At 51.9% G+C, this 14,880-nt stretch carries 12 protein-coding genes and 2 pseudogenes; 5 read left to right on the top strand and 9 right to left on the bottom strand.

Going from position 1 to position 14,880, the window contains the following annotated elements:
* Nucleotides 1-27 precede the first annotated feature (27 nt).
* Nucleotides 28-123, bottom strand: a pseudogene (locus K7X24_RS18210) (hypothetical protein); the annotation flags it as partial.
* A 509-nt stretch (nucleotides 124-632) separates the two neighbouring features.
* On the opposite strand from K7X24_RS18210, the gene K7X24_RS18215 reads away from it, so the two are divergent.
* The gene (locus tag K7X24_RS18215) at nucleotides 633-2,696 is read left to right on the top strand and encodes a multicopper oxidase family protein (RefSeq protein WP_224556729.1); all 2,064 of its coding nucleotides are present in this window, start codon (nucleotides 633-635) and stop codon (nucleotides 2,694-2,696) included.
* A 103-nt stretch (nucleotides 2,697-2,799) separates the two neighbouring features.
* Here K7X24_RS18215 and proA read toward each other — a convergent pair whose 3' ends face one another.
* The 3 genes from proA to crl all read right to left on the bottom strand — a co-directional run bounded on the left by proA (nucleotide 2,800) and on the right by crl (nucleotide 5,665).
* The gene (gene proA, locus K7X24_RS18220; protein WP_224556732.1) at nucleotides 2,800-4,053 is read right to left on the bottom strand and encodes a glutamate-5-semialdehyde dehydrogenase; all 1,254 of its coding nucleotides are present in this window, start codon (nucleotides 4,051-4,053) and stop codon (nucleotides 2,800-2,802) included.
* 10 nt (nucleotides 4,054-4,063) lie between these two features.
* Nucleotides 4,064-5,167, bottom strand: coding sequence for a glutamate 5-kinase (proB, locus tag K7X24_RS18225; protein WP_224556741.1), 1,104 nt, complete (start codon nucleotides 5,165-5,167; stop codon nucleotides 4,064-4,066).
* Nucleotides 5,168-5,290: 123 nt separating this feature from the next.
* Nucleotides 5,291-5,665 (bottom strand): sigma factor-binding protein Crl, encoded by a 375-nt coding sequence (gene crl, locus K7X24_RS18230; protein WP_224556742.1) that lies wholly within the window; start codon nucleotides 5,663-5,665, stop codon nucleotides 5,291-5,293.
* Nucleotides 5,666-5,844: 179 nt separating this feature from the next.
* Here crl and K7X24_RS18235 point away from each other — a divergent pair, with 179 nt between their 5' ends.
* Nucleotides 5,845-6,180: a 5-carboxymethyl-2-hydroxymuconate Delta-isomerase gene (locus K7X24_RS18235; RefSeq protein ID WP_103862924.1), complete on the top strand. Its 336-nt coding sequence runs from the start codon at nucleotides 5,845-5,847 to the stop codon at nucleotides 6,178-6,180.
* A gap of 80 nt (nucleotides 6,181-6,260) precedes the next feature.
* Here K7X24_RS18235 and frsA read toward each other — a convergent pair whose 3' ends face one another.
* Together frsA and gpt are read right to left on the bottom strand one after the other, a co-directional pair.
* Nucleotides 6,261-7,508, bottom strand: coding sequence for an esterase FrsA (gene frsA / locus K7X24_RS18240; protein ID WP_211045935.1), 1,248 nt, complete (start codon nucleotides 7,506-7,508; stop codon nucleotides 6,261-6,263).
* Between the two features lie 221 nt (nucleotides 7,509-7,729).
* The gene (gene gpt / locus K7X24_RS18245) at nucleotides 7,730-8,188 is read right to left on the bottom strand and encodes a xanthine phosphoribosyltransferase (RefSeq protein WP_005975741.1); all 459 of its coding nucleotides are present in this window, start codon (nucleotides 8,186-8,188) and stop codon (nucleotides 7,730-7,732) included.
* Nucleotides 8,189-8,520: 332 nt separating this feature from the next.
* Between gpt and pepD the strand changes: the two genes are divergently transcribed.
* Complete coding sequence (pepD, locus tag K7X24_RS18250) at nucleotides 8,521-9,981, top strand: beta-Ala-His dipeptidase (RefSeq protein ID WP_039495127.1); 1,461 nt, start codon at nucleotides 8,521-8,523, stop codon at nucleotides 9,979-9,981.
* Nucleotides 9,982-10,047: 66 nt separating this feature from the next.
* Here pepD and dinB read toward each other — a convergent pair whose 3' ends face one another.
* Both dinB and K7X24_RS18260 read right to left on the bottom strand, forming a co-directional pair.
* Nucleotides 10,048-11,106, bottom strand: a complete 1,059-nt coding sequence (dinB, locus tag K7X24_RS18255; RefSeq protein WP_224556745.1) for a DNA polymerase IV — start codon at nucleotides 11,104-11,106, stop codon at nucleotides 10,048-10,050.
* A gap of 75 nt (nucleotides 11,107-11,181) precedes the next feature.
* Entirely contained in the window at nucleotides 11,182-11,982 is an 801-nt protein-coding gene (locus tag K7X24_RS18260; protein WP_224556759.1) for a helix-turn-helix transcriptional regulator, read from the bottom strand.
* Nucleotides 11,983-12,202: 220 nt separating this feature from the next.
* On the opposite strand from K7X24_RS18260, the pseudogene K7X24_RS18265 reads away from it, so the two are divergent.
* A pseudogene (locus K7X24_RS18265) lies at nucleotides 12,203-12,985 on the top strand (class I SAM-dependent methyltransferase); the annotation flags it as partial.
* Between the two features lie 230 nt (nucleotides 12,986-13,215).
* The gene (dpaA, locus tag K7X24_RS18270; RefSeq protein WP_201880173.1) at nucleotides 13,216-13,950 is read left to right on the top strand and encodes a peptidoglycan meso-diaminopimelic acid protein amidase; all 735 of its coding nucleotides are present in this window, start codon (nucleotides 13,216-13,218) and stop codon (nucleotides 13,948-13,950) included.
* On the opposite strand, the gene K7X24_RS18275 is transcribed toward dpaA, so the two are convergent.
* Nucleotides 13,921-14,688: a class II glutamine amidotransferase gene (locus K7X24_RS18275; protein ID WP_211026361.1), complete on the bottom strand. Its 768-nt coding sequence runs from the start codon at nucleotides 14,686-14,688 to the stop codon at nucleotides 13,921-13,923. The genes dpaA and K7X24_RS18275 overlap by 30 nt on opposite strands.
* Between the last annotated feature and the right edge of the window lie 192 nt (nucleotides 14,689-14,880).

Genomic DNA, 14,880 nt, shown 5'->3' on the forward strand with positions numbered 1-14,880 from the left:
AAAAGTTCGATTTATTCAACAAAGCCACGCAGTGGTTGAATCAATAAGCGCATTTTGCCGATATTGATGTGTCGACGCTAAAGCATCACGGAAAAAAGTCTGGCATACTTTACAGACAGGCACAGGGAGATCTCATTGAATTTTTTTGGCGAAAATCAGTAGATCATAAAACTCGATGCCTGTCTCCTTTTCTGGGGATTCGTCAGTCCTTAAGGCCGAGGCTCAGAGATGAGCCGAGTATTGCCAACGCACAAGCAGCTTGAAGTATGACGGGTATATCCGTATAGCGTCAGGATTGTTAACGAGCCATCCTTCATTGTCGTCAAAGCCTTCCTTCGTCCACATGACACGCGCTTACTACCATTTACTCAAAAAAATAGGTTTTCGTAACAGTCATTATCCCTCCTATAAAATAATTAGGCTAAATATAAATTTACCCTCCCATAAAAGACAGAATATATTCATTGAAAACCATAAACATTCAATATGATATTTTTCAATTTATCAAATTTGACATTTTATAAATTTATACTTTAATTTAATCATTGAATTAATTGCAAGAAATAGCAAGGTAAAAACTTACTTATAAAAGTAAATTAATATAAACTTAAAAATTAAGGCATAGAGAAGATATGGCATATAGAAAATTATTTCTCAGCGCGACTGTTTTTCTATTCAATTTTTATCTACCTAATGTAGATGCTCAAGAAGCAAAAAATGAGTCGCAAGTAAATACATTCATGAACCCTCCCATACTGACTGAATCGTCAATGATGCCGTCTGGAACACTTTATCTAAGGAAAACTGATAATCCAGTTCAGCCTCATGCAGGTCGAGAGCAAACTTTAGATCTTAAAGTGAAATATATAGAGGGATTAATTCGCAATCCCGCACAAGGACACCCCGATAAAGTACGCTTACGTAGTTATAGCGGCACAGGTGTCGATCCCTACCATCCTTTTATAGCCCCAACGATTGAAGCCATGCCGGGAGATACCGTCAGAATAAGACTCGATAACCAGTTACCTCCCGAACCTGATTGCAGCAAAAAAAGTGATAACATTAACGTCCCACATTGTTACAACTACACCAATCTACACGGCCACGGGCTTTGGGTTAGCCCAACTGGGAATAGCGATAATGTCCTGTTGTCAATTAACCCAGGTGTGAAGTTTGAATATGAATATAACATTCCCTCAGATCATCCTTCTGGAACATTTTGGTATCACCCGCATAAGCATGGTTCAACCGCAGTTCAGGTTGGCAGTGGTATGGCTGGTGCGCTTGTTATTCGTGGGGATCGCATGCCAACCGAAACGTCAAACGGCGATATCGATACACTGCTGAAGACCACGGATGGCAAACCATTCCCTGAACATTTGCTGGTTTTTGAGCAAATTCCCTATGCCTGCCTCAAGGATGGCGAGCTGAAGAAAAAACCGGATGGATCTATTGACTGGTCATGTAGCCCTGGCGAAGTTGGCGAAGTAGCCTCTTATAAGCAATTCGAGCCAGGATCATGGGATGATTCGGGTCGTTTTACTACAGTCAACGGCCGAGTAAGGCCTGTTTTTGCCAATACTAAAGCCGGTCAGGTTGAACGCTGGCGTCTGGTTCATGCTGGAGTGCGTGAGACTATTAAAGTAGAGTTTCGTAAACTCAATACCAATGATTTTCTCTCACGAGAAAAGGACCTTAGCGCAGCAGATGAGGATCGTTTTGTACGCGATCTCTGCACTGGCTCACCGATCCCTTATGCTGTCGTCGCAGCTGACGGACTGACTATGCCCCAGGGACTGGTACAAACTAATACTACCCTGCAACCCGGCTATCGTAATGATCTACTTGTTAATTTCCCTGAAGATGGCCTCTATTGTATTGTCAATCCACCGGTAAAAGCAGCGGATAACGCCTCGCGTGAAGACAAAGCACGATCGGTGCTGGGTTTCGTCAGAGTCAAAGGCGGGAACCCTACAAGCGACCCCATCGCGTCAACAACTCAGCAACTGATCGAGCGTGCGCAGAAGGCTTATCAACCCGAGCTGGCTAAAGAAATTGTCAGTAGTTTGAAAGAGGGCCTTAAGCTGACCAAATTTGTTCCCCATCCGCCTATTACTGACGAAGAGGTGAGCCATGTCCCAGCGCAGGAACTGGTGTTTTACATTGATACAACCAAGACGCCCCCGACGTTTGAAGTGGGTAACTCGTTTTCTGTAGTAAAAAATAGCGATGGAACCTATAGCCCTGCTGGCTCTCATTCCTATTCCCCTACCCAGATAGAGCGCCCATTGGTACTTGGAACCGCGCAGGAATGGCAATTACAATCCTATTTCGCTAGTCATCCTTTCCATATTCATGTAAACCCTTTCGAAATTATTCAGATTCTCGATCCAAATGGCAATGACGTGAGTATGCAGGGCGCGAAGGAAGCGGATGGTAGTATCTCACAGTACGCTGGTCTGAAAGGCGTCTGGAAGGATACATTATGGATAAAAAGTAACATAACCAAACCATTAAGCTCCATTAACGCTCCAACGGGTACATACAAAATTTCTATTCGTACACGTTATGAACGCTATATCGGTGAGTTTGTATTGCATTGCCATATTCTGGATCATGAGGATCAGGGAATGATGCAAAATGTAGTGATTGGGCTTCCTGACGGGGCGGGAGGGCTTGCGCAAGGTCATCATTGATATGTTTTTTTAGAATTTCAAATACGGTGTTAAAAGTAAAGGGTTCTCTGTCATCTTCTCTACTCATAACAGAGAACCCTGCTGCCTTCAGGCAGCAAAAAAATTACACACGAATCAGATCGTCGCCATAACCAATCCACTTATAGGTGGTCAGCGCTTCCAGCCCCATTGGGCCACGCGCATGCAGTTTCTGGGTACTGACGGCCACTTCCGCCCCCAGACCGAACTGACCGCCGTCGGTGAAACGCGTACTGGCGTTGACATACACCGCAGAGGAATCCACTTCACGCACGAAGCGTTCCGCATTACTCAAGGAGCGCGTCAGAATAGCATCAGAGTGCTGTGTACCATGTTCGCGAATATGGGCAACCGCCGCATCCAGATCGTCCACCAGCGTGACGTTCAGGTCGTTAGAGAGCCATTCATCGTTATAGTTGGCCTCTTCCACCACAACAACGCTTGCTGGGCCACTGATCAGATAAGGCATCGCTGAAGGGCTGGCGTGGAGCGTAACACCCACCGCCACCATTTTCTTGCTCAGTGCTGGCAGGAAACGGTCGGCAATATGTTGATTGACCAGCAGCGTTTCCAGACTGTTGCAGGCGCTAGGGCGCTGCACTTTGGCGCTTTCAATGACCGTCAACGCTTTGTCGAAATCAATACTGTCGTCAGCATAGATGTGACAAACGCCGATACCACCGGTGATAACCGGAATCGTCGATTGTTCGCGACACAGCTTATGCAGACCAGCACCACCGCGCGGAATCAGCATATCCACGTAGCGATCGAGCTTCAGCAGTTGATTGACCAGTTCACGGTCTGGGCTTTCAATCGCCTGCACCGCAGCAGCAGGCAGACCGCACTGCGACAGCGCCTGCTGAATCACTTTTACCGTCGCCGCGTTGGTGCGATACGTTTCTTTGCCACCGCGCAGAATCACCGCGTTACCGGTTTTCAGGCACAGGGACGCCACATCAATGGTGACGTTCGGGCGCGCTTCATAAATCACCCCGACCACGCCGAGCGGCACACGACGACGCTCCAGCTTAAGCCCGTTATCCAACATGCTGCCGTCAATCACCTGCCCTACCGGATCGGTCAGGCGACAGACCTGACGCACATCGCTGGCGATCGCACTCAGTCTTTCCTGCGTTAAGAGCAGGCGATCCTGTAACGCCTCACTCATGCCATTTTGGCGCGCATTGGCTACATCCAGCGCGTTAGCCGCGAGAATCGTCGCGCTCTCGGCTTCCAGCAAATCCGCAATCGTCAGCAACGCGCGATCTTTCTGAGCCGTGCTCAAAACCGCTAGCTGATAAGAGGCCGCTTTTGCCGCTTTACCCATTTGTTCAAGCATCGCGAACTCCTTAATTGATAATCATATCGTCGCGGTGGATAGCCACCGGACCATATTCGTAGCCAAGAATATCGGCAATCTGTTGAGAATGGTGTCCGGCAATCATACGCAGCGCATCACTGTTATAGCGCGTCACGGCATGCGCCACATCGCGGCCCGCCAGACTACGCACGCGGATCACTTCACCACGAGAGAAATTGCCTTCTACGGTGCGGATACCTTTAGGCAGCAGCGAACTGCCGCGTTCGAGGATCGCCGAGAGCGCGCCGTCATCAACGGTGATTTCCCCCGCCGGCGGTGCGCCAAAAATCCAGTGTTTACGGCTTTCCAGCGGCGCGTCAAGTGCATGAAAACGCGTTCCAACAGAAATATCGGCAATCACATCACCAATCACACCCAGTTTGTTGCCTGCGGCAATCACCACGTCGATACCGGCGCGGCAGGCCACATCGGCAGCCTGCAATTTGGTCGACATACCACCCGTTCCGAGACCAGACACGCTGTCGCCCGCAATGCTGCGCAGCGCATCGTTGATACCGGTGACTTCACGGATCAATTCAGCATCAGGATTATTGCGCGGATCGGCGGTAAACAGCCCAGCCTGATCGGTCAGCAGCAGCAGCTTATCCGCATCGGCCAGAATCGCCACCAGCGCAGACAGGTTGTCGTTGTCACCGACCTTGATTTCGGCGGTCGCAACGGCGTCGTTTTCATTAATGACAGGGACGATATTGTTATCCAGTAGCGCTCGCATGGTGTCGCGCGCGTTGAGGAAACGCTCACGATCTTCCATATCCGCACGCGTCAGCAGCATCTGCCCAACGTGGATACCGTAGATGGAAAACAGCTGTTCCCACAGTTGAATCAGGCGACTTTGACCCACGGCGGCCAGCAGTTGTTTGGTCGCAATCGTAGCCGGGAGTTCAGGGTAACCCAAATGTTCACGCCCAGCGGCAATCGCCCCAGACGTAACAATAACAATCCGATGCCCTGCCGCATGTTGCTGCGCACACTGGCGCACCAGTTCAACAATGTGGGCGCGGTTAAGACGGCGCGAACCGCCGGTTAGCACGCTGGTGCCCAGTTTCACAACCAAAGTTTGGCTGCCGCTCATAATTTTTCTGCCGTTGAATGTCAAAAAATAAGAATAAGGAAAACGTTGTAGCAGGACAGACGCGTTATGCCAACAGGCACAACGCGAAAACCTGCGAATAAATCGGGGATCGTCGGGGAAGTATCACGGTCGAGCGACGAGGGTACAGGCGGGTTCCAGCGCGTTAACTTGCTTCTCCAATCGAACATGGAAAGCCTTTCTGGCATTTTCCACCTGTTCCATCACGGCTTTGTCCTTGATTTTTTCCTCACGCCAGTGGCCTTGTTTATCAAACAGACCGTAATGATACTCATAGGCAAAACCTTTGCCTGTATCTTCCAAATTCAGCCACCAGCCCCAGAACTCCCGCTGTTCTGGCACGGGCTTGATGTTGACACAGACCGCCAGGCAATCAAAGAAGAACGCAGTATCCTCGCACTGCGCTTCACGGATATAAGGCCCCAACGACGTAAAATTTTTCATGAGTCGGCTTTTGGGGTGTCCACTCGGTAACATCATCTACGATCTCCTCTGGTTGAACATTCTTTTTAGCAGAGAATGGCAATTTATCAACCACCTGCATAACAACTTACGTATCCACTTTGTCCGCGCAGGCTTTCCTGAAAAAGCATTGCCGATCGACACAGGGTATTTAATACTCTGGTCTCTTCGTTTTCGTTAATTGAGAAGTGACGCTCATGCCCCATTGTATCGCCGAACATTCGTCAGACATTGATGTAAATGCCCTACTCCCTGCGATCTATCGCGGTGCGCTCGAATCTGGTTTGTTTGCCAGTGACGGCAGTGACATCAAAGCCAGATCCCTCGCTTACGATAACTACACGACAGGTGGCGAACGAGCCAGCTTTATTCATGTGGCAATCAAGGTGCTTTCTGGGCGGACGGAGGAACAGAAAAGCAGTCTCTCCAATCGGGTACTTCAGAAGATTGAAGCGCTGGGATTGAAGAATCTGTCAGTTACGGTTGAAGTGATTGATATGGACAGGCTTTGCTATGCCAAAAAGATCCTGTGATCGACGGTTATCGTCTAGCAGGAACAACGGTCCGTGTAGCGAGGATTCGCCTGCACAGACCGTGCGTTACGCCCGCTCTTCTACACTTTATCCTGCAACCATCTGCTGATTTGCTGTAGTGCGCGGTGGAAATTCTGGTACACCGGCGAGAAATTAACCGGCAGCAGTTTCCCTTGTGCAGATGAATTCACAATCAGGCTGGCCTCTTCTTTCGGGCAGAGCGGATCGTTATCCCAGTAGCCTGCCAGCATCGGCGTCGGGCAGCGGCGCCCTAACAGCCCCTGCGTTTTCAGCGAATAGCGCCCCAGCTCGGTTTTCAGTGACGCATCCGTCGAGAACGGCATGCCCAGCCGACTCGCCAGCACATCCATAAACATATCCGGCACCTGCTGCTGGCGATTCGGATCGCTTAACAGATGGTGTACTACTGGCCCGAGACAGGCCACGCCGCATAAGCGTTGCGATTCCAGATACGCCAGCCGAACGGCAATATTGGCGCCAAAGCGGAAGCCAAACGCCACAACGCGGGTGTGATCGACCCACGGGACATCCGGCAGCGCACGCAAGACCTGCTGATGCAGGAAACTGGAATCCTGAGTCAGCTTCCAGCGGGAAGAAAATCCAACGGAGGGGACATCAATCGTCAGCATTGCCATGCCCGCTGGCGCAAAATAGTCCTGAAATAGGCGGTGATAATCGCTCTGCAACATTTCCAGGCTACCGCACATGAGAACAGTAGGGAAAGGCGCTTTCGCCTGCGCTGGCATATGCAGAAAACCGGTCAGCGTACCGCCGCCAGCAATCGGGAAGGTCAGTTCTTTGAGTTCATAAGGCAGGTACTTGGCGGCCTCTTCATAGGCGCGGTTTGCCAGCGTTTGCGCCTGTTCCGCCAGCTCATCGCCTTTAATATGCGGATAAGCAGCAATGCTGTAGAGGTTGGCAGCATTCAACCAGAGTTGCCCAGTTTGCGCGTCATCTTCACTTTCCGCGGCCCGCTGCTGCCAGTCTGCGCCCTGCTTCGCCCATTCATAAATCCAGTTACCGCCTCGGTAGCCGATCACCGTATCGAGCAGTTGCTCGTTGCTTCTGTCGGCCTTACTGGCAGCAATGCGCGACAGCACGTCTTCGATTTCCCACGGATCGACACCACGCCAAATCCACATCAGTCGGTTAATCATCCGATACCAACTGCGGGTCTTCTCCCCTTCCAGCGTAGAATGCAGCCCCTGCACGTCCTGACTATTCCGCGCACGTCTGACCAACGTCGAGGTTTCTGGATGTTTAAAGGATGGTTTGAATAGCGTTTCAGACAGGTTAGCTTGCGCCACAGCAGCCTCCGTTAATGTAAACCGCTGTTAGCGGACATCAGACGACTTCTTCGTCACCCACTAAAGTGTAACGAACTCAGGCCAGAGAAGACAAATATCAACGGTAGAAACACACGATCGGATCAAATCCTGTGGCAAAAATGATGACAATTCAGAAACAACCGTCGCCATAAACAACAATGCCCGGCTAAACCGGGCATTGGGGGAAATCGCTGAGGCAATTAACGACCAGACAACGGCGGAACAAACACCACGCCCATATCCCACGGCTGTTCAATCCAGGTGTCCTGCGGGATATCAATCACATAGTCATCAACCAGCGGTTGACCAGCAGGTTTGGCGAAAATGGTCACAAAGTGCGCTTTCGGGTACATATCACGAATCGCCTTCGCCGTACCGCCAGTATCAACCAAATCGTCAACTACGATGAACCCTTCGCCATCTCCCTCGGCACGCTTGATTACTTTCATTTCGCGTTGGTTATCATGGTCATAGCTGGAGATGCAAACGGTATCAACGTGACGAATGCCCAGCTCACGCGCCAGCAGCGCGCCAGGAACCAGACCACCGCGACTGACGGCAATGATGCCTTTCCATTGATCGGCAGGCAGTAAACGCTGTGCCAGTTTGCGGGCATGAATTTGCAACATATCCCAAGTTACGACGTACTTTTCGCTCATAAAATATATCCCAGCCGAATAAAAAACGGCTTAAGTTGAGTCTGAGGGGGGGAAAAAGGTTGCGCGAGATTATAGATAGCCAACAACATAAAAACCAGTTTTTCTCAACGTGCGAATCGAGTTTTTCCTGACAACCTGCGCCCTGCCGAGCCCGTTGGTTCATATTGCAGCAGGAAAAGTAAGACGGGGCCGACGGCAATTCCCCTGCTTTGATGGAAAATGATATTCTGCGTTGACGCGCCATGTTCCGTGGCTAACTGCGATTAATTTTTAACCTGTAGCGCCTGCACGCCAGAGTGCGAAGATAGGCGGCTAAAAAGGAGACTCAAATAGTGTCTGAATTATCTCAACTTTCCCCCCAGCCTCTGTGGGATATTTTCGCCAAGATTTGTTCCATCCCGCACCCTTCTTATCATGAAGAAGCGCTGGCCGCGCACATTCTGGAATGGGCTAAAGAGAAAGGCATCTATACCGAGCGCGATCAGGTCGGCAATATTCTGCTGCGCAAAGCGGCAACCACAGGCATGGAAAATCGCAAACCTGTCGTGTTGCAGGCGCATCTGGACATGGTGCCGCAGAAAAACAACGACACCGTACACGATTTCACCACCGATCCGATCCAACCTTACGTTGACGGTGAGTGGCTGAAAGCACGCGGTACCACGCTGGGCGCGGATAACGGTATCGGTATGGCCTCTGCACTGGCGGTGCTGGCCGACCCAAGCGTCGAGCACGGTCCTCTGGAAGTGCTGCTGACCATGACAGAAGAAGCCGGTATGGATGGTGCGTTTGGCCTGCAACCTAACTGGCTTCAGGGCGAAATCCTGATCAATACTGATTCGGAAGAAGAAGGCGAGATCTACATGGGTTGCGCCGGCGGTATTGACTTCATCACCCGCCTGCCGCTGGTGCGCGAACTGCCACCTGCCGGTTATCACACGCTGAAGCTGACGATCAAAGGGCTGAAAGGCGGCCACTCAGGCGGTGACATCCATCTGGGGCTGGGCAACGCCAACAAACTGCTGGCACGTTTCCTGTTCGAGCAGGCGCAAGCGCTGGATATCCGCATTCTCGATCTGAACGGTGGGACGCTGCGTAACGCGATTCCGCGTGAAGCCTTCGCCACGCTGTCACTGCCTGCCGCTAACGTCGAACAGTTGAAAGCGCTGAGCCAAGACTATCTGGCCGTGCTGAAAAATGAACTGTCCGCCGTTGAGAAGAACGTGACCGTACTGGTGGAAGCCAGCGACAGCAACGAGCACCCGCTGACGCAGGACAGCCGCGATCGCCTGCTGGCACTGCTCAACGCCACGCCGAACGGCGTGATCCGCATGAGTGATGAAGTCAAAGGCGTGGTAGAAACGTCACTGAACCTCGGCGTTGTCACGATGGAAGACGATCACGCGGAAATTATCTGCCTGATTCGTTCACTGATCGACAGCGGTAAAGACGCCGTCGTCGGTACGCTGACGGCGCTGGGCCAGTTGGCTGGCGCGAAAACGTCACCGAAAGGCGGCTACCCTGGCTGGCAGCCGGATGCCCATTCGCCTGTCATGGCGCTGGTGCGTGAAACGTATCAGAAGCTGTTCAACAAAACGCCGAACATCATGGTGATTCATGCTGGTCTGGAATGTGGTCTGTTCAAGAAACCTTACCCAGACATGGATATGGTTTCCATCGGGCCGACCATCACTGGGCCACACTCGCCGGATGAGCAAGTGCATATCGGCAGCGTCGATCTGTACTGGAAATTGCTGACAGCGCTGCTGAAAGCGATTCCGCCACGCGCTTAATCGCGTAGTCGTAAAAATCAGGGCGGCGCATAGACGTCGCCCTTTTTTATCCTCAACTGAACAGCGTTATCCCCAATCAAACACCAGCTGTCGCTCAATTTGCGGGTCGAGCAGCGTCACATGTAGCCCAACCAGCCGGACGCCTCTGGATTTACGACGCTCCCGCCAGGTTTGCTGCGCAATCTTCAACAGATCCTGTTTATTCAATACTGGCCACACATGTTCCTGCGTGGTTTGCTGAAAATCATCAAACTTAAGTTTGACGCCCTGACGCGCAATATGCAGATCGGGCTTCACCCGTTTCAGGCGGACTTCCAGCTCCTCATAGAGCTGTTCGATCAGGTTTTCACATTGTTCCCAGTCGTGAATATCCTGCGCCAGCGTCTTCTCTACTCCGACCGACTTCCTCAGCCGATCGGGTGAAATCCGTCGCTCATCGATCCCCTGACAGCGTTCCCACAGCACACGGCCAAATTTACCGAATTCTTTAAGCAGATCCGCCAACGCATACACCCGTACATCGGCACAGGTATGCAGGCCACGTTCTTCCAGCCGCTTCGCCGTCACCTTCCCGACGCCGGGTATCTTCTCCAGCGGTAGCGTCAGCAGGAAATCATCCACCTGCTCCGGTGTAATCACATATTGTCCATTCGGCTTATTTAATTCAGACGCGATCTTCGCCAGAAACTTGATGGGTGCAATCCCCGCCGAGGCGGTCAGATTCAGTTCATCGGCGATGGTTCGACGGATTTCTTCGGCGATGCGCGTCGCCGAACCGTTGCAGTGCGGGCTATCGGTGACATCCAGATAGGCTTCATCCAGAGAAAGGGGTTCAATCAGCGACGTGTAGCGGGAGAAGATCTCACGGATTTGGCGCGAGGTGGACTTATACACCTCCATGCGACCCGGCAACAACGTGAGGTGTGGACATAGGCGCAAGGCGGTTGCCGTTGCCATCGCGCTGCGGACGCCGTAGCGTCGGGCAGGATAGTTCGCGGTGCTAATGACGCCACGGCGATCGGCGCTTCCACCAATCGCCAAAGGAATATCGCGCAGGCGCGGGTTATCACGCATCTCAATTGCTGCGTAGAAGCAGTCCATATCAACATGAATGATTTTGCGCATACTTGCCCTCCGACAATACTGTATAAATATACAGATCAAAGTCAGTATAGACAAGCTGCGCGATGCCTGCGGCGTTTACTGCGCGATCAGCATAACCAGCTTAAATTCGCTCTGCACGGCTGGATGGAAAGTCTGTTGATGATAGGCGATATCGCCAAGCAAAGGGTGGTGGAAACGTCGCTCGCCGCCTTCACGGGCGGTTACCGCCTGCTGCGACCACCAGAGATTGAACTCACGGCTTTCTTCACACAGCGACATCACGATGTGCCGAACGGCGTCAGTAGGCGCGTAATGACTTGATTCCGCGCGAAACTCCGCCACTACCCGCTTCGCTCGTTCCGGCCAATTGACCACCAGCAATTGAGCTAGCGGATTCAGAAACATGAAACGCAGCAGGTTTGGCTCGGGATCGTTCCCCAGCCATCCGGCAAACAGCTGTTCCGACGGCGCATTCCACGCCAGCATATTCCAACTGCCATCCAGAAGATACGCAGGACAAGTGATGTGATGCAGGCTGGCGGCAATCTGCGCATCCGGCGACGTTGCCCTATTCTGCTTCTGAGGATCCTCCACGCCAGCAAGACTAAAAAGATAGTCGTGCTCTGCGGGTTCCAGTTTTAACGCCTGCGACACACGGAGCAAAGCCGATGCCGAAGCGGACACATCACGCCCCTGCTCAAGCCAGGTATACCAGGTGGTGCTGATTCGGGCGATTTGCGCCAGCTCTTCGCGGCGTAACCCACTGGTGCGCCGCCGTCCAGACGCTGGCAACCCCACCATTTCCGGCGTAGTCCGCTCACGCAGCGCCCGTAAGAAAGCCCCCAGCGCTTTTGGGCCGCTCAGAGAATTGGCAGACATAAACGAATGTGCAGACATAGTCAGGTGTCCTTTTCATCCCGCTCGTCAAGGCGAGTTCGTGATGACAACAGCATGAGTGAAAGAGGTGTTAATCAAACAGGGAGTATTTTATACCCGTATAAATGCTCATATTGTACCCGTATTTTTCCCTCATTATAGTGTGTTCAGACCGACGTCTTCTTTAGTGGCTGGCGCGCCGCCGTTTACCCCATGATGAAACGAAAGCAATTCAGATAAAGCGAGAGCAATGATGGAAGAAAAACAGAACCATAATCATCGCGTCGAACATCAGTTCGGCTCACAGGCGCAGAACTACCTGACAAGTGCGGTGCATGCACAGGGCAAAGATTTAACCCGGCTGGCTGCTTTATTAGCACCCTTCCCGCAGGCGCGCGTGATCGACCTCGGCTGCGGTGCCGGCCATGCCAGCTTTGTCGCGGCACAGGCCGTCGCGGAGGTTGTCGCCTACGATTTATCTTCCCAAATGTTGGACGTGGTGAGTCAGGCTGCCGCAGAAAAAGGACTGCATAATATTCGCGTTCAGCAAGGTGTAGCCGAGTCTTTGCCGTTCGACGATAACAGCGCAGATATCATCATTAGCCGTTACTCTGCGCATCACTGGCATGATGTCGGACAGGCGTTACGGGAAATGCGGCGCGTTCTGAAACCGGGTGGGCGCGTTATCATGATGGATGTCGTTTCGCCCGGTCATCCGCTGCTGGACAGCTATTTGCAGACGGTAGAGAAGCTGCGCGATACCTCACACGTGCGCAATTACGCACCGGGCGAATGGCTGAGCCTGTTTACTGACGCTGGGTTTATCGTGCGTAACGTCACCAGCGACAGGCTGACGCTGGAGTTCAGCAGTTGGATCGCACGTATGCGCACGCCAGAACATTTCGCTGTTGCGATTCGTGAACTGCAAAAAACGTTGCCGGATGAGGTGGTACAGCATTTTGACGTACAGGCAGACGGTTCCTTTGTCACCGACATTATGATGATAGAAGCCAGCCGCGCCTGACGCACTTTCCCGCAATTAACGACCTCAAATTTGAGCGGCCCGCATCCTTTCGGGCCGTTTTTTGTAAATGTTATTTTTTAGCGCTTTTCAACGCTTGATTAATACGAAACCAATGATAATGTGATTTCGTTTTCGTCGCTGCCTATTCGCCGACGAAATAGATACCGATAACGGCAGTCGCGCGACGCGGATGCCGCATGTAGCAGGCAATTTTATTATCAGGAACCATAATGCAAAAAATCGCGCTGTCGTTTGCGATGTTGTTTTTTTTGCCTTCTCTTGTTGTTACCAGCGCAGCCAGCGAGACCGCACCACCGCTAGCGCCGATAGCAAAAGAATTAAAACAGCAATTATTAGGCTCTCCGATCTATATTCAGATCTTTAAAGAAGAGCGAATATTCGAACTTTATGCGAAAGTCGGTAGCGAATACCGTTTATTGGAACAATACCCCATCTGTAAATATTCAGGTGGATTAGGACCAAAACGCGTTGAGGGCGATTTAAAAAGCCCGGAAGGTTTCTATCAGGTTGACCTGCGCCAGCTCAAGCCAGACAGCCAATATTACCGCGCTATCAATATCGGCTTCCCCAATGACTATGATAAATCACAGGGATATTCTGGTCGCTATTTGATGATCCACGGTGAGTGTGTGTCGGTTGGCTGCTATGCCATGACCAACACCTATATGGATGAGATTTATCGCTATGCCGAAGCCGCGTTACGCAACGGGCAGGCGAAGATTGATATCGCCATCTATCCGTTCCGTATGACGGAACAGAACATGCAGCGCCACCGCAATTCCACCTACGCCAGCTTCTGGAAACAGCTTCAGCCTGGGTATGCCTATTTTAATCAGCACAATCAGCCACCGGCCGTCACCGTATTTAACGGGCAATACGTCGTTAACCCACCGTTGATGACCAGCCAGCCGACCTTAAAGTATGCGCTCGCCGAAACAAAATAGAACGAATTCACCTGGCATAATCTGATGCCAGGTTTCGTTGCCCGTTAGCGGCTGCGTTGCCAGCACGGTGACGACATCATTGGGTGTCGTCTGCTGCTGGAAATCAATCTCCACATCCTGATCCAACAGCGTCGCTTTACCAAACGGCGCGCGGCGAGTGATCCAGTAGAGTTTGGTTGAGCAATACCCCATCACAAAGCGCCCGTCCGACAGCAGCATGTTAAACACGCCTTTCTCCCGCAAGACATCTGCCTGTTTGGCAATATAGCGGAATACCGCTGGCCAGTTGCCCGGTGTACGCGGGTAGCGCTCAGCCAATTGGGACAGCAGCCAGCAGAAAGCAAATTCGCTGTCCGTCTGGCCAACAGGGCGAAACATGCCCGTTTTCAGGGAATGGTAGCCTTTCAGTTGCCCGTTGTGGGCGTACGTCCAGTTCCGCCCCCACAGCTCGCGCGTAAAGGGATGGGTATTTTCCAGCGACACCGCGCCGCGATTGGCTTGCCGGATGTGTGAAACCACTGCACACGATTTGATAGGGTAATCCTGTACCAATCGCGCAATCGGCGAGTTATAGCTTGGCAGCGGATCTTTGAACGTACGACAGCCGTTCCCTTCATAAAAGGTAATTCCCCAGCCATCCCGATGCGGTCCGGTTTTCCCACCGCGCTGTATCAGCCCGGTAAAGCTAAAGCAGATATCCGTCGGCACATTCGCGCTCATCCCCAGCAGTTCACACATCTGACTTCCTACCCTTCCCTTCTCGTCATATTTCAAGTTGCATGTGCGTTGGCTACGTTACTCAGCACACTTACGTGTACCTCGCCCCGTTGGGGCCGCTGCCAGCAGCGTTCAAATCTGCCTTTGGCAGAGTTGTCACTCACCCGAATCACTTACCTGAGTAAGCTCATCGGGATGCCTTCCCTTGCCGCC

Origin of the sequence: Pectobacterium versatile (assembly GCF_020166435.1) — a bacterium.
Taxonomy (GTDB): Bacteria; Pseudomonadota; Gammaproteobacteria; order Enterobacterales; family Enterobacteriaceae; genus Pectobacterium; species Pectobacterium versatile.

What these genes read in the sequence shown, in the direction of transcription:
- K7X24_RS18215 (WP_224556729.1), top strand. Translation starts at nt 633, where the DNA reads ATGGCATATAGAAAATTATTTCTCAGCGCGACTGTTTTTCTATTCAAT.
- proA (WP_224556732.1), bottom strand. Translation starts at nt 4,053, where the DNA reads ATGCTTGAACAAATGGGTAAAGCGGCAAAAGCGGCCTCTTATCAGCTA.
- proB (WP_224556741.1), bottom strand. Translation starts at nt 5,167, where the DNA reads ATGAGCGGCAGCCAAACTTTGGTTGTGAAACTGGGCACCAGCGTGCTA.
- crl (WP_224556742.1), bottom strand. Translation starts at nt 5,665, where the DNA reads ATGATGTTACCGAGTGGACACCCCAAAAGCCGACTCATGAAAAATTTT.
- K7X24_RS18235 (WP_103862924.1), top strand. Translation starts at nt 5,845, where the DNA reads ATGCCCCATTGTATCGCCGAACATTCGTCAGACATTGATGTAAATGCC.
- gpt (WP_005975741.1), bottom strand. Translation starts at nt 8,188, where the DNA reads ATGAGCGAAAAGTACGTCGTAACTTGGGATATGTTGCAAATTCATGCC.
- dinB (WP_224556745.1), bottom strand. Translation starts at nt 11,106, where the DNA reads ATGCGCAAAATCATTCATGTTGATATGGACTGCTTCTACGCAGCAATT.
- K7X24_RS18260 (WP_224556759.1), bottom strand. Translation starts at nt 11,982, where the DNA reads ATGTCTGCACATTCGTTTATGTCTGCCAATTCTCTGAGCGGCCCAAAA.
- dpaA (WP_201880173.1), top strand. Translation starts at nt 13,216, where the DNA reads ATGCAAAAAATCGCGCTGTCGTTTGCGATGTTGTTTTTTTTGCCTTCT.
- K7X24_RS18275 (WP_211026361.1), bottom strand. Translation starts at nt 14,688, where the DNA reads ATGTGTGAACTGCTGGGGATGAGCGCGAATGTGCCGACGGATATCTGC.